This window comes from Pantoea sp. JK (genome assembly GCF_026130245.1).
Lineage (GTDB): Bacteria > Pseudomonadota > Gammaproteobacteria > Enterobacterales > Enterobacteriaceae > Pantoea > Pantoea trifolii.
On the sequence record NZ_JAINFN010000008.1, the window covers coordinates 1 to 22973 of the forward strand.

Genomic DNA, 22973 nt, shown 5'->3' on the forward strand with positions numbered 1-22973 from the left:
CAGACCGCCTGCGTGCGCTTTACGCCCAGTAATTCCGATTAACGCTTGCACCCTCCGTATTACCGCGGCTGCTGGCACGGAGTTAGCCGGTGCTTCTTCTGCGGGTAACGTCAATCGGTGAAGCTATTAACTTCACCGCCTTCCTCCCCGCTGAAAGTACTTTACAACCCGAAGGCCTTCTTCATACACGCGGCATGGCTGCATCAGGCTTGCGCCCATTGTGCAATATTCCCCACTGCTGCCTCCCGTAGGAGTCTGGACCGTGTCTCAGTTCCAGTGTGGCTGGTCATCCTCTCAGACCAGCTAGGGATCGTCGCCTAGGTGAGCCATTACCCCACCTACTAGCTAATCCCATCTGGGCACATCCGATGGTGTGAGGCCCGAAGGTCCCCCACTTTGGTCTTGCGACGTTATGCGGTATTAGCTACCGTTTCCAGTAGTTATCCCCCTCCATCGGGCAGTTTCCCAGACATTACTCACCCGTCCGCCACTCGTCACCCGAGAGCAAGCTCTCTGTGCTACCGTTCGACTTGCATGTGTTAGGCCTGCCGCCAGCGTTCAATCTGAGCCATGATCAAACTCTTCAATTTAAGTTTGATTTGCTGAAACAGGTTCAGCGGTGCTCATCTGTAAAACGTCATAATGAATTTCATTATGTGTTCACTCGTGAGGCTTTGATATTTTGTTGCGTCCGGAGACGCTGATATCAATCCTGCGAGTGCCCACACAGATTGTCTGATAAATTGTTAAAGAGCGTTGCGAGCAGCGGCTGAACCGCCTGTCGCGAGGTGGCGTATACTACGCTACTCTCCTTCGGAGTCAAACACTTTTTTCAGCGTTTTCATCCGGCGGGATGAATTTCTTCACTCCCTGCTGAGGCGTCTGCGTTGCCGCTTTGCCGTCTCAGTGGTGGCGCATTATAGGGAGTTATTCGGAGCTGACAAGGGTTAATTGCAAAAAAATGACTGAGCGCCTCTTTTTTAAACGAACGCGTTAAAAACAGACATTTCCCGGCGAAGAATCAGTCAAAAGCGCCGCTTCATCGGCACAAATCAGCGCCATCACCTTAAACACCAATGCTATTCTCTTTAACCAAACGTAATTTCTTTGTCGCAGGCTGACAATTATTCGAGAAGGACTTTCAATGATTCGCTCCGCGCGCAGTATGGCCGGCTTGCCCTGGATCGCCGCCATGGCGTTTTTCATGCAAGCACTTGACGCCACCATCCTGAATACTGCGCTTCCTGCTATCGCCACCAGCCTTGAACGTTCTCCTTTAGCCATGCAATCCGCCATCATCAGTTACACGCTAACGGTGGCAATGCTGATCCCGGTGAGTGGCTGGTTGGCCGATCGCTTCGGCACACGCAAAATCTTCATTCTTGCCGTATCACTATTTACGCTGGGTTCGCTGGCCTGTGCCTTATCCGGGTCATTGAGCATGTTGGTGGTCTCGCGCGTGGTGCAGGGGATTGGCGGAGCGATGATGATGCCCGTCGCGCGCCTGGCGCTGTTACGCGCTTATCCGCGCAGTGAACTGCTGCCGGTGTTGAACTTCGTTACCATGCCGGGTTTAGTGGGGCCGATTCTGGGCCCAATGCTCGGCGGGTTGTTAGTGACCTACGCCAGCTGGCACTGGATATTCCTCATCAACATTCCCATCGGTATCGCCGGCATCTTCTATGCGCGCAAATATATGCCGGACTTCACGACACCAAAACGCCGCTTCGACTTTTTAGGCTTCCTGCTGTTTGGTTTGGGTTTGGTGTTGATCTCGGTCGGCATCGAACTGTTTGGCGAACGCGTGGTGTTGCCGTGGCAAGCGGTGTTGGTGCTGTTGAGCGGCATTGTATTACTTCTTCTCTATATAGTGCACGCACGTCGTCATCCGGCACCGCTGATTAATCTGCCAATGTTTAAAACCCGCACCTTCTCGGTCGGCATCCTTGGCAACATCGCTTCGCGTCTGGGAACCGGCTGCATTCCATTCCTGATGCCGCTGATGTTGCAAGTGGGCTTTGGTTATCCTGCGCTGATTGCCGGTTGCATGATGGGACCGACAGCGATTGGCGCGCTGCTGGCGAAATCCACTGTGACGCAAGTGCTGCGCCGCTTCGGTTATCGCCATACGCTGGTGGGTATCACCATCATCATTGGCATATTGATCGCCACCTTCTCACTGCAATCGCCGGGTGGCAGCGTGGTGATGTTGCTGGCGGCACTGTTGATTCTGGGGATGGCGATGTCAACGCAGTTCACCGCGATGAACACCATCACGCTGGCGGATTTAAATGATGAGAACGCCAGCGGCGGGAACAGTGTGCTGGCGGTAACGCAGCAGCTGTCGATCAGCTTTGGTGTGGCGGTGAGCGCCGCAGTGCTGCGTTTCTATCAGGATGTCGAGGCGACAACCGTCGCGCAATTCCACGCCACCTTCCTGACGATGGGCGTCGTCACGGTGTTGTCTGCCTTTACCTTTATGATGTTACGTCCGGGCGACGGCCGTAATCTAATCGCCAACCGCGAGAAAAAGAAGAAATCGGCTTAGACCGAACCGCGTTCCACCAGCTCCGGCGTCAGCACCAGCGTTTGCTGACTGGCGTCGGGATCGCTCATACGATGAATCAAGGTATCAATCGCCAGTTCGCCTAACTCATCTTTCGGCTGATGGATAGTGCTAAGCGGCGGCGTCAGGTAACGCGCCAGCTCGATGTTGTCATAGCCCATCACCGCAATATCCTGCGGCACGCGCAATCCGGCCTGGAACAAGGCGTGATAGACGCCAACCGCCATCGCATCGTTGCTGGTAAATATCGCTTCTGGCAGCGTATCCAGCGTCAGCAGTTGATTCATGGCGTTGAAGCCGCCCTGAAACTCGAAATCACCATCAACCACAAAACCCGGTAGAACCGATAATCCGCTGTTGGCCATCGCCTTATGGAAACCTTCAAGACGCAACCGCGCGGGGGTTTTATCCTGCGGGCCAGCAATACAGGCAATGCGCGTATACCCACGATCGATCAGATGCTGAGTTGCCAGCTCACCGCCGAGCAGCGCGTTATCCTGAATAATGTCGCCGCGCCCTTCAAATGGCGCCCAGTCCATCATTACCATCGGCACCGACGGATAGCGATTGAGGATCTCCGCTGAAGGCAGATGGGTTTCGGTGCACATCATTAACAAACCATCGACGCGCTTTTGCATCAGCGTCTCGAGGCTGCGATTCATGCGTTCTTCATCGCCTTCGGTATTACACAGAATCAGGCTATAGCCGCGTTCGTAGCAGCTGTTTTCCACGCCGCGCACCACTTCGGAATAGAACGGGTTACTGCTGGCGGTCAGCAGCATGCCGATGGTGCGGGTTTGTTTGATCTTCAGGCTGCGCGCCAGCGCGGACGGCGCATAGTTAAGCTCGCGAATCGCCTGATCCACCTTTTCACGCACCTGCTCGCTGACAAAGCGATTGTTATTAATGACGTGTGAAACGGTGGAGGTCGAGACGCCCGCCAGGCGGGCGACATCTTTCATGGTAGCCAAGCGCTTAGCCCTGTTGCTGCAGGAAAGCGTCGATCTCAGTGCGCCACGGCACTGAGGGCTGCGCGCCCGGACGCGTCACCGCAATCGCAGCGGCGGCATGGGCGAAACGTACGGCATCGTGCATTGGCATACCTTCCAGACGTGCGGTAATAAACGCCCCGTTGAAGGTATCACCCGCCGCAATAGTATCGATGGCCTGCACGCTGAAGCCCGGAATGCGCACGCCGTTGCCTTGCTCACTCAGCCACACACCGCGACGGCCTAAAGTGATTAACACGGTATCGATACCTTTGGCATGCAATGCCGCAGCAGCACGCGCGGCATCTTCATCGCTCTTCACCGCAATGCCGGTGAGAATTTCTGCTTCGGTTTCATTTGGCGTGATGATGTCGATAAGCGCGAGCAGCTCATCTGAGAGCGCGGTGGCCGGTGCGGGATTCAGGATCACTTGCGTCTGCTGCGCGCGGGCAATCTTCGCGGCGGCCAGAACGCTTTCCAGCGGAGATTCCAGCTGCATCAGCAACGCATCGGCATCGGCAATCACTTGCTGGTGCTGCGCAACGCGAGTCGGCGTCAGCGCCGCATTGGCACCGGAATAGATGCCGATATTATTTTCGCCTTCGCCATTCACGAAGATCATCGCTACACCGGTCGATTCATCAGCGACGGTTTCAACCGGTGCGGTATCAATGCGGTCTTGCTGCAACTGCTGACGAATGCGCTCGCCGATATCATCGGCGCCTACGCAGGCAATAAAAGCAATGTCTGCACCGGCACGACCGGCAGCCACCGCCTGATTGGCCCCTTTGCCGCCAAAGGCAATTTGATACTGTTTCCCGATCACCGTTTCGCCCGGACGTGGAAAGTGGGCGAGGTTAAGGATGTGATCGGCATTGATGCTGCCGAGAACGGCCAGTTTTGCGCTTGTGGTCATTGGGATTCATCCAGAAAGATGCGCCACCAGGACGGTGGCGCGTTGCCCTGCTTTTCTTTACTTATTATTTGGTAACCAGCTTCAGGTCAACCGGATTAACCGCCTGCACCTTCTCGCCTTTCAATACTTTATCGGCAGTCTGCACGCCAATCACACCAATCTTGTCTGGCATCTGAGCCACAGTGGCGGTCAGTTTACCCGATTCAACGGCTTTCACACCGTCAGCGGTGCCGTCAAAGCCCACCACCAGCACGTCGGTTTTACCGGCGGTTTGCAGAGCACGCAGCGCGCCCAGCGCCATTTCGTCGTTCTGAGCGAAGACGGCCTGCACATCCGGATGTCCCTGCAGCAGGTTCTGCATCACGTTCAGACCTTTAGTACGGTCGAAGTCAGCAGGCTGGCTCGCCAGGATGTTGAATTTGTGCGCATCGGCTGCCTGTTTGAAGCCTTCGCCACGCTCGCGCGCCGCAGATGTACCGGCAATACCTTGCAGCTCAATAATCTTCGCGCCATCACCCAGTTTTTTGGCGATGAAGTCACCGGCCATTTTGCCGCCGAAACGGTTGTCAGACGCCACGTGGCTCACTACGGTGCCCTGTGCTGCTACGCGGTCCAGCGTGATCACCGGAATGTTCGCCTGGTTCGCCATCTTCACGGCGTTACCCACCGCATCAGAATCGGTTGGGTTGATCAGCAAAAGCTTGGTGCCACGCACCGTCAGATCCTGCACGTTCGCCAGCTCTTTCGCCGGGTTGTTCTGCGAATCCAGCACCACGAGGTTATAACCCAGTTGGTCAGCTTCTTTCTGTGCGCCATCTTTCAGAGACACAAAGAACGGATTATTCAGGGTTGAAACCACCAGAGCAATGGTGTCCTTTGCCATCGCGCCAGCACTGAGGGTGGCGCCAAGAATGACGGCCAATGCAGTTAACTTTTTCATTTTTAAATCCTGTGTGAAGGTCAGAGTTATTTACTGCTTTTGTTATCCACCAGCACCGCTAGCAGAATGACGACGGCTTTAACAATCATTTGGTAGTAAGACGATACGCCCATCAGATTCAGGCCGTTGTTCAGGAAACCGAGGATCAATGCACCAATCAGCGTGCCCATGATGCGGCCTTTACCGCCCGCCAGGCTGGTACCGCCCAGCACCACCGCCGCGATCGCATCCAGTTCATAACCGGTGCCCGCGGTAGGTTGAGCGGAAGAGAGACGCGCCACTTCGATGGTGCCCGCCAATGCCGCCAGCAGGCCGCACAGCGAATAAACGATGATTTTGACGCGATTAACGTTGATACCCGACAAACGCGTCGCCGCTTCGTTGCCACCTAACGCATAGATGTAACGACCAAGGCGCGTGTGATGCAGCATGTACCACGCCAGACCAAATACCGCGACCATCAGCCACACCGGCGTTGGGATGCCCAGCGGACGACCGATACCGAACCAGCCAAACAGATCGGCGTTATCGTTGAAACCGGTATTGATCGGGCTGCCGTTGGTGTAAACCATGGTGACGCCGCGCAGCAGCAGCATCATCACCAGCGTGGCAATGAAAGCCTGCACCTTGCCGCGCGCCACAATCACGCCGGTAATACCGCCAATCGCCGCCCCCAACGCCAGCGAAGCCGCAACGGCCACCAGCGCATTCACCTCTAATCCGACGATCGATGCCGCCACCGCGCCAGTCAGCGCCAGCAGCGAGCCCACTGAAAGATCAATGCCCGAAGTCAGAATCACCAGCGTCATGCCAACCGCCATAATGGCGTTGACCGACGTCTGCTGCAGAATGTTGAACATGTTGGCCAGCGTAAAGAAGTTCGGGCTCTGGCTGGCAACCACGGCGATCAACACGATCAATGCAATCAGTGATTTCTGCTCCAGCAGCCAGGCTTTGCTGAACCAACGGCGGCTGGCGGGTAAGGTTTGGGTGCTCATACAACTAACTCCTCGCTGTGTTGCTTACCGACTGCCGCCGCCATCAGGGATTCCTGGGTAGCTTGCTCACGGGAAAATTCGCCACTCAGATGGCCTTCATGCATCACTACGATGCGGTCGCTCATGCCAAGCACTTCCGGCATTTCCGACGACACCAAAATGATGCTCAGCCCTTCGACTTTAAACTGATTAATTAACTGATAAATTTCTTTCTTTGCCCCGACATCGACGCCGCGCGTTGGCTCATCAAGAATCAACACATCAGGGCGCGTCATCAGGCCGCGCGCAATCGCCACTTTTTGCTGATTACCGCCGGACAGCAGGCCAATCGGCTGCTCCATTGAAGGGGTTTTGACGTTGAACAGGCGGATAAAATCGCCCACCGCCAACTGCTCATCGCTGTGACGCAGGTTGCCTGCGCCGGTGCTGAAATAGCGCAGCGCGGTTAGCGACATGTTCTCTTTCACCGACATGCCCAATACCAAACCATCGCGCTTACGATCTTCGGAGATATAAACGATGCCGTTCGCCAATCCTTCTTGCGGGGAGCGAGTGGTGATTTCGCGGCCATTCAGCGTGACTTTACCTTTGCTGCGCGGCAGCGCGCCGTACAGCACTTTCATCAGTTCGGTACGTCCCGCGCCCATCAAGCCCGACACGCCAAGGATTTCCCCTTTGCGCAGCGTAAAGCTGACGTCATCAACGCCCGGACCGCTGAGGTTTTCAACTTTTAAGCGGATCTCACCCGGCTGCTGATCGATACGTGGATATTGATCTTCCAGTTTGCGGCCGACCATCATCTCGATCAGGCTCTCTTCGCTGAGATCGCACACCGCGCGCTCGGCAATAAACTGCCCATCACGGAACACGGTGACGTCATCGCAAATATCGAAGATCTCTTTCATGCGGTGCGAGATATAGACGATGCCGCAGCCCTGCGCTTTCAGTTCGTTGATGACGCGGAACAGCGACAGCGTTTCGGTATCGGTCAGCGCATCGGTGGGTTCATCCATAATGATGACTTTCGACTCGAAGCTGAGCACTTTGGCGATCTCGGCCATCTGCTGATCGCCAATCGACAAATCGCCCACCAGCTTGTGGCTGTTGAAGCGCAGATTGAGGCGCTTTAATAGCGCATCCGCCTCGGCATACATCTTTTTCCATTCGATACGGCCAAAGCGGTTAACAAATTCGCGGCCAAGGAAGATATTCTCGGCGACGGTCAGTTGCGGAATCAGGTTAAGTTCCTGATGGATAATACCAATGCCCGCTTCCTGCGACGCTTTCGGGCCAGAGAACGCCACATCCTGACCGAGCCACTGCAGGGAACCGGCATCCATGCTGTAAATGCCGGTCAGCACTTTCATCATGGTAGATTTGCCGGCACCGTTTTCACCCACCAGCGCCATCACGCGTCCCGGATAAACAGCAAGCGATGCGCCATTCAGCGCCTTCACGCCGGGAAACGACTTTTCAATCCCTTTGAGTTGCAATAACGGTTGCATAGCGGCCTCAGAAGGTCACGCCGGCGCTCAGGATGACATTCGCATACGGAGAACACTCTCCGCTGCGAATGACCGCCTGACTACGCTGCGTTTGTTGTTTGAATTGTTCATGGCTGGTGTAACGAATGGTGATGACATTCCCCTGGTGCTGTTGCAAGGCTTCGAGCACGGCGAGCAGTGCGCTATGGAGCTGCGGATTGTGCTGCTTAATCTCCTCCGCCATCAGGGCGCTTTCGACTTGCATCTCCTGCGTGACTACCTCAACCACCTGTAAAAATTCGGGCGTACCCGGCGTTAACGCCAGATCGATGCGCTGTGGACCAGCCGGAATCGGCAAGCCTGCATCTGCAATCGTCAGCGTATCGGTGTGCCCCAGGCGAGCAATCACATGAGAGACTTCAGCGTTTAACAAGCGACCTTTTTTCATTTCTTCCACTCCACAGCGAAACGTTTCGCTGATCGGGAGTGTATAAAATGCGCACGGCAACTCAATGGCGGCATCACGGAAATGTGATCGCTATCGAAACGTTTCGCTTGTACCAGAGAGAATTTGAGTTTGGTGGGATATTGGAGCCGCTGCTGCGGCCCCGATGCAGGGATTAAGGCAGTTTACGTACCTGTTTCACGTCCAGTTCGATGGAGTTGAAATCTTTATCCAGTTCGCCGGTCAGTTCTACCTGATCCTTCGGCGTGATGGTCAAACCGTTCCAGCGTTTATGATCGATCTCGACCTTCATGGTGCCGGTGGCATCACGGAACTGATAATCCTCATCACCGATTTGCTTCTCAAGCGTACCGCGCACGGTGATCCAGCTATCGTCCTTCATCTCTTCGGCCTGTTTCACCGTGACAACGCTGGTGTTATCGGCTTTGAAGCCACCAGACTTCACCTGCGCGGATGGCGCATTCGGATCAACAAAGCCACCTTGCTGAGCGGCAAGAACCGGCGTGGCGGCCAGGGCGATGATAGCTAACAGGGCTGCAGACTTTTTCATATGTCACCTCTTTTCCATGAATGTGTTGGTTTACGGAAGCTATTTCACCATAAGGTTCTTAACAGGATCTTAAGAGAATCCGTCGGGCTAACATTCATGAAAAATAGTCTATTTGCCGGGATTTTCGCTGTACAAGAGCGATTGTGCTTCGTATAACTCCGCTTAACAGAAGGAGAGTAGATGCGCATTTTACTGATAGAAGATGACACGCTGATTGGCGACGGTTTGAAAGTCGGGTTAACCAAACTCGGATTCAGCGTGGATTGGTTTGTCTCCGGCGAAGCCGGATTTCAGGCGTTGGCGGCCGCGCCCTGGGACGCGGTGGTGCTGGATCTGTCGCTGCCGGAACGCGATGGTCTGGATATCCTGCGTCAGTGGCGCCAGCAAGGACAGGATGTGCCGGTGCTGATCCTCACCGCGCGCGATGCGCTCGATCAGCGCGTTCAGGGATTGCAGCTCGGTGCCGACGATTACCTGTGCAAGCCGTTTGCGCTGACAGAAGTGGCGGCACGCTTGCAGGCGCTGATCCGTCGCCGTCACGGCCAACTGCAGCCAGAACTCAAACACGGCAAAGTGGTGATGGCGCCCGGCAGCCATAGCGTGCTGTGCGATGGCGAAGCCGTCAGCCTGAAGAGCCGCGAACTGGCGCTGCTGGAACTGTTTCTGCGCAATCCCGGCCGTGTACTAACGCGCAGTCAGCTGGAAGAAAAGCTCTACAGCTGGGATGAAGATGTCTCCAGCAATGCGGTAGAGGTGCACATTCATCATCTGCGCAAGAAACTCGGCAGCCAGTTTATTCGCACCGTACACGGCGTCGGTTATACGCTGGGAGCGGCAGAATGAGTTTGTTTCTGCGCCTCGCCATCGGCTTTGTGCTGCTGATTATGCTGTGCGGCGGCCTGGCCAGCCTCAGCGCCTGGCACCAAACCCGCGATACGGTAGACGAGCTGTTTGATACTCAGCAAATGCTGTTCGCCAAACGCCTGATTACGCTCGATCCCACCTCGCTGCAGGACGAAAAACTGCCTAAAACCAAGTCGATCCTGCGTCATCATCGTGGCGATCAGGATGACGATGCGCTGGCGTTTGCCATTTTCAGCGCCGACGGCCAGCCGCTGCTCAATGACGGCGAAAATGGGCGTGATTTAGAGTTTGATTACCAACGTGATGGCTTTACCGATGGCCGCCTGCGCGGCGATAAAGAGAGCTGGCGCTTGGTGTGGCTCACCTCTGCGGATAAGCGTTATCGCGTGGTGGTTGGGCAAGAGTGGGAATACCGCGAAGATATGACGCGCGATCTGGCGCTCAGTAGCCTGCTGCCGTGGTTGATCGCCATGCCTTTTATGCTGCTGTTGCTGCTGGCGCTGGTGTGGTTCGAACTGCGCCCGTTGAAGCGCCTCACGCTTTCGCTGCATCAACGAGCGCCGGATGATGCTACGCCATTGCCGGACACGCGCTTGCCCAAAGAGGTGAAGCCGCTGGTGGTGGCGCTCAACGGCTTGTTCAGTCGCATGGCGCATCTGGTACAGCGCGAGCGTCGCTTTACCTCCGATGCCGCCCATGAACTGCGCAGCCCGCTGGCGGCGCTTCGCGTGCAGAGCGAAGTGATTCAGCTGGCCGATGATGATGAAGCGATGCGTAAACGGGCGATTCAGCAGCTGGATAGCGGCATTGTGCGCGCCACGCGTTTGGTGGATCAGCTCTTAACGCTGTCACGCGTGGAAGCAGACGATCTGCGCAGCGAGTTTCAACCGGTGGCGCTGGCACCGCTGCTGCAAAACCTGCTGGCGGAGCACTTCCCGCAGGCAGAACAACAAAACATCGCTTTGCAGTTCACCAGCCATGCCGAACCGGTGATGAACGGTCATCCGCTGTTGCTGGGGTTGATGGTGCGCAATCTGCTGGATAACGCGCTGCGCTATTCGCCGTCGGGCAGCACTATTGATGTGCAGCTCAATGCCCGCGCCATTACCGTTGATGATAACGGGCCAGGCGTCAGCGATGAGCAGTTGATAAGGTTGGGTGAACGCTTCTGGCGACCGCCGGGACAGGCGCAAACCGGCAGCGGATTAGGGCTTTCTATCGTGAAGAATATTGCCCAGCTGCACGGCGTTCGCTTGCAGTTCAGTCAGCGCGCCAGCGGAGGATTGCGCGTCACTTTGAGTTGGTGACGCGCGCAGCGTTAAATCTCGACCTGGGTTCCCAGCTCGATCACGCGGTTCGGTGGGATTTCAAACTGATCCGGCGCGCGCAGCGCATTGCGTTGCAGCGCGAGGAACAGCTTGCCGCGCAGGCGCAGATACCACGGACGATCGCCGATAATCAGCGATTCATGCGACATAAAGAAGGAGGTTTCCATCATGCGGCAGTTCAGCCCTTCAAGGCCGCAGCGGTGGAAAATCTCCTCAACGTTTGGCGTTTCGCGCCAGCCGTAACTCGCTACCACGCGCCAGAAGGTCGGCGACAGCTGTTCGATGGTCACGCGACGCACATTGTGCACGTAAGGCGCATCTTCCGTACGCAGCGTCAGCAACACCACGCGCTCATGCAACACTTTGTTGTGCTTGAGGTTATGCAGCATGGCAAACGGAATCACATTCAGCGCCCGCGACATATACACCGCGGTGCCCGGCACGCGTACCGGCGGCGATTTCTCCAGTGACGCGATCATCGCTTCGAGAGAATTGCCGTGCTCATGCATACGACGCAGCAGGCGGAAACGCTCGCTTTTCCAGGTGGTCATGATGATGAACATCATCAACGCCAGTGTCAGCGGCAGCCAACCGCCGGAGAACACTTTGATCAGGTTGGCGGAGAACAGCGACACGTCGATGATCAGCATGGCAATCAGAATCAACACCACCAAATAGCGGTTCCAGTGCCAGTTTTGAATCGCCACGGTTGAACAGAGAATGGCGGTCAGCACCATGGTGCCGGTTACCGCAATGCCGTACGCCGCCGCCAGATTGCTGGAGTGCTCAAAACCGACAATCACAATCACCACCGAGAAATAGAGCAGCCAGTTAATCACTGGAATGTAGATCTGCCCGGACTCCTCTTCGGAGGTGTGCACAATGCGCATTGGCGGCAAATAGCCGAGACGCACCGCCTGACGCGTTAATGAGAACACGCCGGAAATCACCGCCTGCGACGCAATCACCGTGGCTAAGGTCGCCAGAATCAACATTGGGATCAGCATCCAATCCGGCGCGAGCAGGAAGAACGGGTTTTTGATCGCTTCAGGATGTTTGAGCAGCAGCGCGCCCTGACCAAAGTAGTTGAGCACCAGTGAAGGCAGCACCACGATGAACCAGGCGAGACGAATCGGGAATTTACCGAAGTGGCCCATATCGGCATACAACGCTTCTACGCCGGTAATCGCCAGTACCACCGCGCCCAGCGCGAAGAAGGAGACAGTTTTATATTGGATGAAGAAGTGCACCGCCCAATACGGGTTCATCGCATGCAGGACGTCAGGATTGTCGATAATGCTGCGCGCGCCCAGAACCGCCAGCACCAAAAACCACAGCAGCATCACCGGCGCGAACAGCTTGCCGACAATGCCGGTGCCGTGTTTTTGGATAACAAACAGTAAAGTCAGCACTGCAATCGCCAACGGCACGATGTAGGCATCAAGACTTGGCGCGGCAATTTCCAGACCTTCAATCGCCGATAGCACCGAAACCGCCGGCGTTATCACCACTTCTCCGTAGAAGAAGCTGCCGCCAATCAGTCCCATGATCACCAGAATTGCCGTGGCTCTGGCGCCGGTATGGCGTCCGGCCAGCGACATCAGCGTTAAAATCCCGCCTTCACCGGCGTTATCCGCACGCATCACGTAGCTGATGTACTTCAGCGACACCACCAGAATCAGCAGCCAGAAGATCAGCGACAGAAAGCCAAATACCGCTTCGCGCTCTACGCCAAATCCAAACTGACCAGAGAGACATTCACGCAATGTATAGAGCGGGCTAGTACCAATATCGCCATACACCACGCCAATTGCCGCCAGCGTGACGGCCCCAAGGGACTGTTTCTTATCCGAGCTCATAAGTTGTCTTTTGTTGGAGCCGGAGGCACTTGCCTTCCGCTCAAGCCATCAAAAAGCGCACAGTATGCACATATTCCCAAAAAAACCTACTCTTACAAAGTGCCACCATCGCGTCGGTGACGCGGTTTTTCGCCGAAAATAGCGCCAAAAAACCGTTGGAAGCGGCGAGTTCTCTCGCATCAACCTTCTGAAACAAAAAAGCTGACGGCTATCAACGCAATCGCGCATGATAATCAGTAGAGTATTGCGCTCGCCAGAATATGACGGCACCAGGATCAAAAGGATAATGATGTGATTATGGCTCAACCCCATCTTTTGGCAGAAAGAATTTCTCGCCTGAGCAACGCTCTGGAAAAAGGGCTGTATGAACGCCATCATGCGATCCGCCTCTGTTTGCTGGCTGCCTTAAGTGGCGAAAGCGTGTTTCTGCTCGGGCCGCCAGGCATCGCCAAGAGTCTGATTGCCCGCCGATTAAAATACGCCTTCCAGCACGCCCGCGCTTTTGAATACCTGATGACCCGTTTTTCCACCCCGGAAGAGGTGTTTGGTCCGCTATCGATTCAGGCCCTGAAAGATGAAGGGCGTTATCAGCGTCTGACCAAAGGTTATCTGCCGGATGCTGAAATTGTCTTCCTCGACGAAATCTGGAAAGCCGGCCCGGCGATTCTGAATACCTTGCTGACCGCTATCAACGAACGCCGCTTCCGCAATGGCGACAGCGAAGAAAAAATCCCGATGCGCTTGCTGGTTACCGCTTCCAACGAACTGCCGGAAGCCGATAGCGGACTGGAAGCGCTGTATGACCGCATGTTGATTCGCTTGTGGCTGGATAACGTGCATGAGAAGCAGAACTTCCGCAGCATGCTCACCCACCAGCAGGATGAAAACGACAATCCGGTGGCGGAATCGCTGCGCATCAGCGATGAAGAGTATGAACAGTGGCAGAAAGGCATCAGCCAGGTCAGTTTGCCGGATCACGTGTTTGAACTGATCTATCAGCTACGTCAGCAGTTAGAAACGCTGCCAGACGCGCCATACATTTCCGATCGTCGCTGGAAGAAAGCCATTCACCTGTTGCAAGCCAGTGCCTTTTACAGCGGTCGCGTGACCATCGCGCCCATCGACTTAGTGCTGCTGAAAGATTGCCTGTGGCATGACGTGGCATCGATGAAACTGCTGGATCGCGAAATCGATACGCTGATGTCGCAACATGCGTGGCAGCAACAGGCGCTGCTGCACAAGCTGCAGCAGATCAAAGGCCGCCGTCTGGCGCTGCAACAGCAGCAAAGCGTGGCGCAAGCGCTGACGCTGGAGAAACACAGCGGCATGTTCAGCCGCAAACCGCACTACGAATTACCCGCCGCCATTACCGATGAGCAGCTGACGCTGATGCTGCAACAGCCGTTAATGCTGCACGACATGCAGGTAACGCACATTCTGATTGGCCGTGAAGCACTGGAGCAGTGGCTGCTGAAGGGCGGTGAAATTCGCGGCAAGCTGAACGGCATCGGCTTTGGTCAGACGCTGGATATGCTGGTGGATACGCATCATTGTCTGACGCTGCGCGATGTTAGCCTGCAATCCACGCGTCTAACGCTACCGGGCGCCAGCAGCAGCAGCGAGATGCCGCAGGAGATCGCCGATGAGTATGACGCGCTGGAAACCCAGCTGCGCGCGCAGCGCACGCTGTTCAGCCAGCATCAGCGCTGTCTGTTCATTAGCGATGACTGGCTGGCACGCATCGAAACCAGCCTGCAGGATGTCGCGGAACAGCTGAAACAGGCGAGAAAATGATCTCACTGGAGACGCTGAGTGCGCTGTTGTCGATTGGCGAAACCGAGTTAATCGAAGAGCTGATTATCGCGCTGCTCGCCTCGCCGCAGCTGGCGCTGTTCTTTGAGAAGTTTCCCCGCCTGAAGCAAGCCATGATGCGCGATCTGCCGCGCTGGCGATCGGAGATCGCCGAGCAGATCAAAGTCACGCCGGTGCCAGAAGCGCTGGCGCAGGAGTTTCAGCTGTTTCAACAGATGCAGCTGCTCAGCACACAACATTTCACCCAGCAGTTACCCAACATCATGACGCAGCTGAAAAGCCTGCCGTCGCCGTTCATCGAAGAAGCCAGCAAACTGTTGCTGAATGCCGAAAGCGACCAGCTCAGCAACGCGCAACACACGCTGTTCCTGCAACGCTGGCGTCTCAGCCTGACGCTGCAAACGCTAACGCTGAATGAAACCATTCTCGAAGAGCAGCGCGAACGCTTGATGGCCGAGCTGCAACAGCGCATGGCGATCAGCGGCCAACTGGCGCCAATCCTCACCGATGATGATGAAGCCGCCGCCGGACGCCTGTGGGATTTGAGCAAAGCGCCGCTGCAGCACGGCGATTACGAACTGATCGTGCAATACGGCGATTTCCTCGCCCAGCAGCCGGAGCTGATGAAGCTGGCGCAGCAGTTGGGTCGCAGCCGCGAAGCTAAATCGGTGCCGTCGCAGGATGCGCCGCTGGAGGAGTTTCACCAGCTGGTACGCGAACCGGATAACGTGCCGGAAGAGGTCAGCGGCATTCATCAAAGCGATGATGTGCTGCGTCTGTTACCGCCTGAATTGGCGGCATTGAGCATCAGCGAGTTAGAGCTGGAGTTTTACCGGCGCTTAGTTGAAAAACGCTTACTGACTTATCGTCTGCAGGGCGATGCGTGGCATGAAAAAGTCACCATGAGTCCGGTCAGCCACCAGCAGCATGAAGAGCAACCGCGCGGCCCATTTATCGTCTGCGTTGATACGTCCGGTTCGATGGGCGGTTTCAACGAACGCTGCGCCAAAGCCTTTTGCCTGGCGTTGCTGAAAGTGGCGCTGGCGGATAAGCGCCGCTGCTACATCATGCTGTTCGCTCATGAAGTGATCGGCTATGAACTCACCGCCGACAATGGCATTGAGCAGGCAATCCGTTTCCTCAGCCAGCGTTTTCGCGGCGGCACCGATCTCGCTGCCTGCCTTGCGGCGGTGGTGAAACGCATGGAAGGCAGCGCCTGGCAGGAAGCGGATGCGGTGATCGTCTCTGACTTTATTGCCCAACGTTTGCCGGACGACATCGTCAGCACCATTAAACAGCGTCAGCGCCAACATCAACAGCGTTTCCATGCGGTGGCGATGTCCCTGCATGGCAAACCCGGCATCCTGCGCATCTTCGATCACATCTGGCGCTTCGATACCGGCCTGAAAAGCCGTCTGCTGCGCCGCTGGCAGCGCTAATTCATCTGACGGAAATGCTAATTTGCTATAGTGATAAGTTCGAGCACTGAGCAAACTGGAGCATCTTGTGACGACCGCCCAACTTCCCGCACCGACCCGCACGCTAAAACTTTCTGGCCAAAACTCCGAACAAAAACGGGCCGAGCTGCTGGCGTACTTCACCCAAACCTGGGAACTGTATGAAAGCCTGTTTGATTGCCTGGCGGACGAGCGCGCCTGGTTTAACAAAGCCATTTCGCTGCGCCATCCGCTGATCTTCTATTACGGCCACACCGCGACCTTCTACATTAATAAGCTGATGGCAGGCCGCTATCTTGATCAACGCGTTGACGATCGCATCGAAGCGATGATGGCGATCGGCGTCGATGAGATGAGCTGGGACGATCTCAACGACAGCCATTACGACTGGCCGAGCATCGCAGAGGTGCGCGACTATCGTGGCAAAGTGAAAAGTCTGGTGAGTGAGTTTATTCGCACCCTGCCGCTGGAACTGCCCATCGGCTGGGACAGCCCGGCGTGGGTGGTGTTGATGGGCATTGAGCACGAGCGTATTCATCTGGAAACGTCCAGTGTGCTGATGCGCCAGTTGCCGATTGAATGGGTTAAGCCGCAGCCGCACTGGCCGGTTTGTCCGCAGGCGCGTCACGATCGTCAATCGGTACCGGAAAATACCCTGATCGCAATGCCCGGCGGCCGCGTGCAGCAGGGCAAAACCGATGATACTTATGGCTGGGATAACGAATACGGCAGCCAGCAGACCGAACTCAAGCCGTTCAAGGCCAGTAAGATGCTGGTCAGCAATGCCGAGTTTTATCGCTTCATTGCGGCGGACGGTTATAACAATCGCCGCTGGTGGGATGACGAAGGTTGGGGCTGGCGTGAATTCTCCGGCGCACAGATGCCGACATTCTGGGTCGGTGACGAAAAGCTGCCCGATCAGCTAAAACTGCGCGTGCTGGCCGAAGAAGTGGCGATGCCGTGGGATTGGCCAGCGGAAGTGAATCAACTGGAAGCCGCCGCTTTCTGCCGCTGGCTGGCCGAAGAGACCGGTAAATCTATTCAGCTTCCCTGCGAGGCCGAATGGGCGCTGCTGCGTGAGCAGGTTGGCGGCGATCAGCCTGATTGGACTGAAGCACCGGGCAATATCAATCTGGCGTATTGGGCTTCCTCCAGCCCCGTCGACCGTTTCGCGCAGGGTGAGTTTTACGACATCGTCGGCAACGTTTGGCAGTGGACCACGACGCCAACCAACGGTTTCGAAGGCTTTAAGGTGCATCCGCTGTACGACGACTTCTCGACGCCGACCTTTGATGGCAAACATGCGCTAATCAAAGGTGGCAGCTGGATTTCTACCGGCAACGAAGCGCTGAAATCTGCGCGCTACGCTTTCCGTCGTCACTTCTTCCAGCACGCCGGTTTCCGCTATGTGGTTTCTTCCCATGAAGAGAGCATGGCCCTCAATCCCTATGAAACTGACAGCATGGTGTCGCAGTATCTCGATTTCCAGTACGGGCCGAGCTACTACAACGTGCCTAACTACGCGGCGGCGCTGGTGGAAAAACTGCTGCCGCACTGCACTGCGCGCGGTCAGGCGCTGGACATCGGCTGCGCTACCGGGCGTGCCAGCTTTGAACTGGCACGACACTTCGACGCGGTAACCGGCATGGATTACTCGGCGCGTTTTATTGATGTCGCGCTGCAGCTGACCTCCGGTGAGGATTTCCGCTATGTTGTGCCCGAAGAAGGGGATCTGGTGGAGTATCGTCAGGTGCGGCTGAAAGAGTTTGGTCTCGAAGCAGAGCAAGCGCAGCGTATTCAGTTTGTGCAGGGTGATGCCTGTAACCTGAAGCCGCAGCCGGATCGTTACGATCTGGTGCTGGCCTCTAACCTGATTGATCGTCTGCGTCAGCCGAAGCGCTTCCTGCAGGATATTATCCCGATGATCCGTTCCGGCGGTTTGCTGGTGCTGTCATCGCCGTATACCTGGCTGGAAGATTTCACACCAAAAGAGAACTGGCTGGGCGGTGTGCGCGAAAATGGCGAAGCACTGACGACCTATCAGGCGCTGCAGCGTCTGTTGCGTGATGCTTTCGACGAAGTGGCACCGCCGCAGGATGTGCCCTTTGTGATCCGCGAAACGGCGCGCAAATTCCAGCACACGCAGGCGCAAGTGACCTTCTGGCGTAAGCGCTAAAAAGCAGGCAGACAACGGCAAGGCTGTTGTCTGCACCTTGCCTGCACCGCTAATTTGCTGCACATTCTCCTCTATTCATAGAAGAAGAACTCAACGAGGATGGATAATGGCGGAACACCTTCAGCTGGATAACCTGGATCGCGGCATTCTGAATGCGCTGTTACAGAATGCGCGCACCGCCTATGCCGAGCTCGCCAAACAGTTCAACGTCAGCCCCGGCACTATTCATGTGCGGGTGGAGAAGATGCGTCAGGCGGGCATTATTTTAGGCACGCGCGTGGAGATCGATCCGCGTCAGCTCGGCTTCGATGTGTGCTGCTTTATCGGCATTATCCTCAAAAGCGCGCGCGATTATCCGGCGGCGCTGAGCAAACTCGACGCGCTGGATGAAGTGGTGGAAGCCTGGTACACCACCGGCCATTACAGCATCTTTATCAAAGTGATGTGCCGATCGATCGATGCTTTGCAACAGGTATTGATCAACAAGATCCAGACCATCGACGAAATCCAATCCACCGAAACCCTGATCTCACTGCAAAACCCGATCATGCGCACCATTAAGCCGTGATCCCTCTCTAAGCTGTGCACAAACTTATCCCCGGCAGATCGCGCGTATGGCGCGACTTGTCGCCTGATGCTTTCATCTATTAACCCTGTTTTCCACAGGTGGATCACGGCTTGATCACAGCGTACAATGCTCGCCTTTAGTGCGGGAGAGCATCATGGCCGATATTACGTTAATCAGTGGAAGTACCCTTGGCAGCGCCGAATATGTTGCTGAACATCTGGAAGAAAAACTGCAGGAAGCGGGCTTCTCAACCGAGGTGCTGCATGGCCCAGAGCTGGATGAGCTGCAACCGGAAGGCATCTGGCTGATTGTGACCTCCACGCACGGTGCCGGTGAACTGCCTGATAATTTGCTTCCTTTATATGAAGCACTGCAAGAGACAAAACCGGACCTCTCGGGCTTACGTTATGGCGCAGTCGGCATCGGTAATCATGAATACGATCTTTTCTGCGGCGCGATCAAGCTGCTGGAAGAGCAATTGAACCAGTTGGGCGCCAAACGCATTGGCGATCGACTGGAGATCGACGTGCTAGAGCATGAGATCCCGGAAGACGCGGCCGAAGTGTGGGTTGCCACATGGAAAACGCAGATTTAAAACGATCGTCAGTGGCTGGGGATCGGGAAATTACAATGATCCCCAGTTGATTGCGCTGTTTTTTTACTTTAAACACGCGATCGACTGTGGATAACATAGCCTGATTCATGCGTATAACCAGTAGTTATCCAAAGAACAACGGTTGCTTCTATTTTGACCTGTGTATAAGTCGCTATTTTGATCCCAGCTTATACGGATCAGGATCACCGATCATTCACAGCTAATGATCTTCTCTAATCTGCTGTTAAGCCTGCGCTTTTCGGGGTTATCAACAGCAAGATGCGATCCTAATAGTAGATCTAACAGAGAGATCATATAAAAGACTTAAGATCCTTTCTTTTAAACCTCAGGATCCCGCGACTTTCGCCGCCGACATTATTTCAGTAGAATCCACCGCCCAGGGCAACGATCCCTGTCCGAAACATTAACGAGGACCCACTTCATGTTTTATCCAGATCCTTTTGACGTCATCGTAATCGGTGGTGGTCATGCGGGCACCGAGGCCGCGATGGCCGCAGCCCGAATGGGTCAGCAAACCCTGTTACTCACCCATAACATTGATACGCTTGGACAAATGTCCTGTAACCCGGCGATCGGTGGCATCGGGAAAGGACATCTGGTGAAGGAAGTGGATGCCTTAGGCGGTTTGATGGCCACGGCAATTGACCAGGCAGGTATCCAGTTTAGGATACTAAACGCGAGCAAAGGCCCCGCCGTTCGTGCCACCCGTGCTCAGGCTGACCGTGTACTGTATCGCCAGGCGGTACGCACTGCGCTGGAGAATCAGCCGAACCTGATGATCTTCCAGCAGGCGGTTGACGATCTGATTGTGGAAAACGATCGTGTCGTCGGTGCGGTGACGCAAATGGGCTTGAAGTTCCGCGCCAAAACCGTGGTGCTGACCGTTGGAACCTTCCTTGATGGCAAAATCCACATTGGCCTGGATAACTACAGCGGTGGCCGTGCAGGCGATCCGCCATCAATCCCATTGGCAAAACGCCTGCGTGCACTGCCGCTGCGCGTAAATCGTCTGAAAACCGGTACGCCGCCACGTATCGACGCACGCTCGATTGATTTTTCAGTGCTAACACCGCAGCACGGTGATAATCCGATGCCGGTGTTCTCGTTCATGGGCAAGGTTTCACAGCATCCACAGCAAGTGCCGTGCTGGATCACCTACACCAACGAACAGACGCATGACGTGATCCGCAATAACCTCGATCGCAGCCCGATGTATGCCGGGATCATCGAAGGTATTGGTCCACGTTACTGTCCGTCGATTGAAGACAAAGTGATGCGCTTTGCCGATCGCAACGCGCATCAGATCTTCCTGGAGCCGGAAGGCCTTACCAGCAACGAGATCTACCCGAATGGTATCTCCACCAGCCTGCCGTTTGACGTACAGATGCAGATCGTACGTTCGATGAAAGGACTGGAAAACGCGAAGATCATCCGTCCGGGTTATGCTATTGAGTATGACTTCTTCGATCCACGCGATCTTAAACCGACGCTGGAGAGCAAATTTATCCACGGCCTGTTCTTTGCTGGCCAGATCAACGGCACCACCGGCTACGAAGAAGCGGCAGCGCAAGGTTTGCTGGCTGGTCTGAACGCAGCACGCGCTTCCGCCGACAAAGAGGGCTGGGCGCCACGCCGCGATCAGGCTTATCTCGGTGTGCTGGTTGACGATCTCTGCACGCTTGGCACGAAAGAGCCGTACCGCATGTTTACATCGCGCGCGGAGTACCGCTTGATGCTGCGCGAAGATAACGCCGATCTGCGTTTGACCGAAGCCGGTCGCGAACTCGGTCTGGTTGATGATGCACGCTGGGCGCGCTACAACCAGAAACTGGAAGCGATTGAGCAGGAGCGTCAACGTCTGCGCGATCTGTGGGTGCATCCAAAATCGGATAACGTGGCTGAAGTGAACGCGGTGATCAGCGCGCCGCTTACCAAAGAAGCCAGCGGTGAAGATCTGCTACGTCGTCCAGAGATGACCTATCCGCTGCTGACGTCACTCGCCAGCTACGGTCCGGCACTGCCTGATGAGCAAGCCGCTGAGCAGGTGGAGATTCAGGTGAAATACGAAGGATACATTGCGCGTCAGCAGGAAGAGATTGATCGCCAGCTGCGTAATGAAAACACCTTGTTGCCTGTTGAGCTCGACTATCGTCAGGTGAATGGCTTGTCGAATGAAGTGATCGCCAAACTCAACGATCACAAACCGACGTCCATCGGCCAGGCTTCGCGTATTTCGGGTATCACGCCTGCGGCAATCTCAATTCTGCTGATTTACCTGAAAAAACAGGGCCTGCTGCGTAAAAGCGCCTGATAGACTTTGGGGCGAGGCAACTCGCCCCCGTTAATGGAATTCTCGTCGTGATCAACAAACTCTCCTCGCTGCTCAATGCGGCAAACATTTCCCTTACCGATCAACAAAAACAGCAGTTGGTTGGCTATGTTGAGTTGCTGCATAAGTGGAATAAGGCCTATAACCTGACATCGGTGCGCGATCCGCAGCAGATGCTGGTGCGCCATATTCTCGACAGCGTGGTGGTTGAGCCACATTTGCAGGGCGAACGCTTTATTGATGTGGGCACCGGTCCGGGCTTACCGGGTATTCCGCTGGCCATTGTGCGCCCGCAATCGCATTTCACCTTGTTGGATAGCCTTGGCAAACGCGTGCGTTTCCTGCGTCAGGTACAACATGAGTTAGGACTTACTAACGTCACGCCAGTGCAGAGCCGCGTTGAAGAGTTCCCGTCTGAGCCGCCATTTGATGGTGTTATCAGCCGTGCATTTGCGTCACTTGAAGATATGCTGAACTGGTGCCATCATCTGCCGAGCCCTGAAGGTCGCTTTTATGCCCTGAAAGGCGTGCGTCCGGATGATGAAATTGCTGCATTACCCGCAGGCTTTACAGTAGAGAAAATTCAACCGCTGCAGGTACCCGAACTGGATGGTGAACGTCATCTGGTGGTGATAACCCGCCAATAGCCTTTTAAACGGTATGGATTTAAGCCAGTTCATGCCGTTTGCCTTCGTCTTTTCACTGAACGAAAAAGCAGCGATTGAACACTTTTAGGTAAACGCTTTTATTTAGCAGGGCAGGGCGAGCGAGTTAACAACTCCGACGGAAATTATCCGAAAAGCTCTGTTACATTTAACTAACATTTCACATTTCATTATCACTTAGATCACTTTATTGCGTGTATTTACCCAACCAAATAATCACTGGGGAAAATATAACTTTGCAATAAATTGGCGTGCGTAATATCAGTTTTGCGTTTTTATTGCAGCGCATGATGTCAATAGAGTGTTTTTCTCGAAAATCGTAGTGCATCACCTAATAAATAAATTTAATGCACTGATTTATCGATGCTTTAGGCGTATTTGAAATCGTAT

General features: G+C 55.2%; 19 protein-coding genes and 1 rRNA gene. 10 read left to right on the forward strand and 10 right to left on the reverse strand.

Annotation, left to right across the window (positions count from 1 at the left end):
* Both PanJK_RS16910 and PanJK_RS16915 read right to left on the reverse strand, forming a co-directional pair.
* Positions 1 to 590 (reverse strand): 16S ribosomal RNA (locus tag PanJK_RS16910); the annotation flags it as partial.
* A gap of 403 nt (positions 591 to 993) precedes the next feature.
* Entirely contained in the window at positions 994 to 1206 is a 213-nt protein-coding gene (locus tag PanJK_RS16915; RefSeq protein WP_256698480.1) for a hypothetical protein, read from the reverse strand.
* On the opposite strand from PanJK_RS16915, the gene mdtD reads away from it, so the two are divergent.
* Positions 1145 to 2548 carry a multidrug transporter subunit MdtD gene (gene mdtD / locus PanJK_RS16920; protein ID WP_265301358.1) on the forward strand — a complete coding sequence of 468 codons (1404 nt, stop codon included), beginning with the start codon at positions 1145 to 1147 and terminating at the stop codon, positions 2546 to 2548. The two genes, PanJK_RS16915 and mdtD, sit on opposite strands and share 62 nt — an antisense overlap.
* Here mdtD and rbsR read toward each other — a convergent pair.
* The 7 genes from rbsR to PanJK_RS16955 all read right to left on the reverse strand — a co-directional run bounded on the left by rbsR (position 2545) and on the right by PanJK_RS16955 (position 8909).
* On the reverse strand, positions 2545 to 3537 hold the full coding sequence (rbsR, locus tag PanJK_RS16925; RefSeq protein ID WP_409455813.1) for a ribose operon transcriptional repressor RbsR: 993 nt from the start codon (positions 3535 to 3537) through the stop codon (positions 2545 to 2547). The genes mdtD and rbsR overlap by 4 nt on opposite strands.
* 4 nt (positions 3538 to 3541) lie before the next feature.
* Positions 3542 to 4471: a ribokinase gene (rbsK, locus tag PanJK_RS16930; RefSeq protein ID WP_256697878.1), complete on the reverse strand. Its 930-nt coding sequence runs from the start codon at positions 4469 to 4471 to the stop codon at positions 3542 to 3544.
* Positions 4472 to 4535: 64 nt separating this feature from the next.
* The gene (gene rbsB / locus PanJK_RS16935) at positions 4536 to 5411 is read right to left on the reverse strand and encodes a ribose ABC transporter substrate-binding protein RbsB (protein WP_008106759.1); all 876 of its coding nucleotides are present in this window, start codon (positions 5409 to 5411) and stop codon (positions 4536 to 4538) included.
* A gap of 26 nt (positions 5412 to 5437) precedes the next feature.
* Positions 5438 to 6409, reverse strand: coding sequence for a ribose ABC transporter permease (gene rbsC / locus PanJK_RS16940; protein WP_008106756.1), 972 nt, complete (start codon positions 6407 to 6409; stop codon positions 5438 to 5440).
* Positions 6406 to 7914, reverse strand: coding sequence for a ribose ABC transporter ATP-binding protein RbsA (rbsA, locus tag PanJK_RS16945; RefSeq protein ID WP_265301364.1), 1509 nt, complete (start codon positions 7912 to 7914; stop codon positions 6406 to 6408). The genes rbsC and rbsA overlap by 4 nt, the downstream gene beginning before the upstream one ends.
* Positions 7915 to 7921: 7 nt before the next feature.
* Entirely contained in the window at positions 7922 to 8341 is a 420-nt protein-coding gene (gene rbsD, locus PanJK_RS16950) for a D-ribose pyranase (RefSeq protein ID WP_008106751.1), read from the reverse strand.
* A gap of 172 nt (positions 8342 to 8513) precedes the next feature.
* Complete coding sequence (locus PanJK_RS16955) at positions 8514 to 8909, reverse strand: YgiW/YdeI family stress tolerance OB fold protein (protein WP_008106749.1); 396 nt, start codon at positions 8907 to 8909, stop codon at positions 8514 to 8516.
* Between the two features lie 180 nt (positions 8910 to 9089).
* Between PanJK_RS16955 and qseB the strand changes: the two genes are divergently transcribed.
* Positions 9090 to 9752, forward strand: coding sequence for a quorum sensing response regulator transcription factor QseB (qseB, locus tag PanJK_RS16960; protein ID WP_008106746.1), 663 nt, complete (start codon positions 9090 to 9092; stop codon positions 9750 to 9752).
* Positions 9749 to 11080: a quorum sensing histidine kinase QseC gene (gene qseC, locus PanJK_RS16965; RefSeq protein ID WP_265301369.1), complete on the forward strand. Its 1332-nt coding sequence runs from the start codon at positions 9749 to 9751 to the stop codon at positions 11078 to 11080. The genes qseB and qseC overlap by 4 nt, the downstream gene beginning before the upstream one ends.
* 11 nt (positions 11081 to 11091) lie before the next feature.
* Here the strand turns inward: qseC and kup are convergent, their stop codons facing one another.
* Positions 11092 to 12960, reverse strand: coding sequence for a low affinity potassium transporter Kup (kup, locus tag PanJK_RS16970; RefSeq protein ID WP_008106742.1), 1869 nt, complete (start codon positions 12958 to 12960; stop codon positions 11092 to 11094).
* A 297-nt stretch (positions 12961 to 13257) separates the two neighbouring features.
* Between kup and ravA the strand changes: the two genes are divergently transcribed.
* The 7 genes from ravA to rsmG all read left to right on the forward strand — a co-directional run bounded on the left by ravA (position 13258) and on the right by rsmG (position 22565).
* Positions 13258 to 14754 carry an ATPase RavA gene (ravA, locus tag PanJK_RS16975; RefSeq protein WP_256697883.1) on the forward strand — a complete coding sequence of 499 codons (1497 nt, stop codon included), beginning with the start codon at positions 13258 to 13260 and terminating at the stop codon, positions 14752 to 14754.
* Positions 14751 to 16211: an ATPase RavA stimulator ViaA gene (viaA, locus tag PanJK_RS16980; protein WP_154156963.1), complete on the forward strand. Its 1461-nt coding sequence runs from the start codon at positions 14751 to 14753 to the stop codon at positions 16209 to 16211. Before ravA ends, viaA begins: the two co-directional genes overlap by 4 nt.
* 46 nt (positions 16212 to 16257) lie before the next feature.
* Positions 16258 to 18405 carry a 5-histidylcysteine sulfoxide synthase gene (gene ovoA, locus PanJK_RS16985; protein ID WP_265301739.1) on the forward strand — a complete coding sequence of 716 codons (2148 nt, stop codon included), beginning with the start codon at positions 16258 to 16260 and terminating at the stop codon, positions 18403 to 18405.
* A gap of 106 nt (positions 18406 to 18511) precedes the next feature.
* On the forward strand, positions 18512 to 18973 hold the full coding sequence (gene asnC / locus PanJK_RS16990) for a transcriptional regulator AsnC (protein WP_008106733.1): 462 nt from the start codon (positions 18512 to 18514) through the stop codon (positions 18971 to 18973).
* Positions 18974 to 19127: 154 nt separating this feature from the next.
* Entirely contained in the window at positions 19128 to 19568 is a 441-nt protein-coding gene (gene mioC, locus PanJK_RS16995; protein WP_064738315.1) for an FMN-binding protein MioC, read from the forward strand.
* Between the two features lie 442 nt (positions 19569 to 20010).
* Positions 20011 to 21900 (forward strand): tRNA uridine-5-carboxymethylaminomethyl(34) synthesis enzyme MnmG, encoded by a 1890-nt coding sequence (gene mnmG, locus PanJK_RS17000; RefSeq protein ID WP_176973320.1) that lies wholly within the window; start codon positions 20011 to 20013, stop codon positions 21898 to 21900.
* A 47-nt stretch (positions 21901 to 21947) separates the two neighbouring features.
* On the forward strand, positions 21948 to 22565 hold the full coding sequence (gene rsmG / locus PanJK_RS17005; RefSeq protein ID WP_256697885.1) for a 16S rRNA (guanine(527)-N(7))-methyltransferase RsmG: 618 nt from the start codon (positions 21948 to 21950) through the stop codon (positions 22563 to 22565).
* Positions 22566 to 22973: the final 408 nt, after the last annotated feature.

Coding starts and splice junctions, on each gene's coding strand:
- mdtD (WP_265301358.1), top strand. CDS start 1,145: ATGATTCGCTCCGCGCGCAGTATGGCCGGCTTGCCCTGGATCGCCGCC.
- PanJK_RS16915 (WP_256698480.1), bottom strand. CDS start 1,206: ATGAAAAACGCCATGGCGGCGATCCAGGGCAAGCCGGCCATACTGCGC.
- rbsK (WP_256697878.1), bottom strand. CDS start 4,471: ATGACCACAAGCGCAAAACTGGCCGTTCTCGGCAGCATCAATGCCGAT.
- rbsB (WP_008106759.1), bottom strand. CDS start 5,411: ATGAAAAAGTTAACTGCATTGGCCGTCATTCTTGGCGCCACCCTCAGT.
- rbsC (WP_008106756.1), bottom strand. CDS start 6,409: ATGAGCACCCAAACCTTACCCGCCAGCCGCCGTTGGTTCAGCAAAGCC.
- rbsA (WP_265301364.1), bottom strand. CDS start 7,914: ATGCAACCGTTATTGCAACTCAAAGGGATTGAAAAGTCGTTTCCCGGC.
- rbsD (WP_008106751.1), bottom strand. CDS start 8,341: ATGAAAAAAGGTCGCTTGTTAAACGCTGAAGTCTCTCATGTGATTGCT.
- PanJK_RS16955 (WP_008106749.1), bottom strand. CDS start 8,909: ATGAAAAAGTCTGCAGCCCTGTTAGCTATCATCGCCCTGGCCGCCACG.
- qseB (WP_008106746.1), top strand. CDS start 9,090: ATGCGCATTTTACTGATAGAAGATGACACGCTGATTGGCGACGGTTTG.
- qseC (WP_265301369.1), top strand. CDS start 9,749: ATGAGTTTGTTTCTGCGCCTCGCCATCGGCTTTGTGCTGCTGATTATG.
- kup (WP_008106742.1), bottom strand. CDS start 12,960: ATGAGCTCGGATAAGAAACAGTCCCTTGGGGCCGTCACGCTGGCGGCA.
- ravA (WP_256697883.1), top strand. CDS start 13,258: ATGGCTCAACCCCATCTTTTGGCAGAAAGAATTTCTCGCCTGAGCAAC.
- viaA (WP_154156963.1), top strand. CDS start 14,751: ATGATCTCACTGGAGACGCTGAGTGCGCTGTTGTCGATTGGCGAAACC.
- asnC (WP_008106733.1), top strand. CDS start 18,512: ATGGCGGAACACCTTCAGCTGGATAACCTGGATCGCGGCATTCTGAAT.
- mioC (WP_064738315.1), top strand. CDS start 19,128: ATGGCCGATATTACGTTAATCAGTGGAAGTACCCTTGGCAGCGCCGAA.
- mnmG (WP_176973320.1), top strand. CDS start 20,011: ATGTTTTATCCAGATCCTTTTGACGTCATCGTAATCGGTGGTGGTCAT.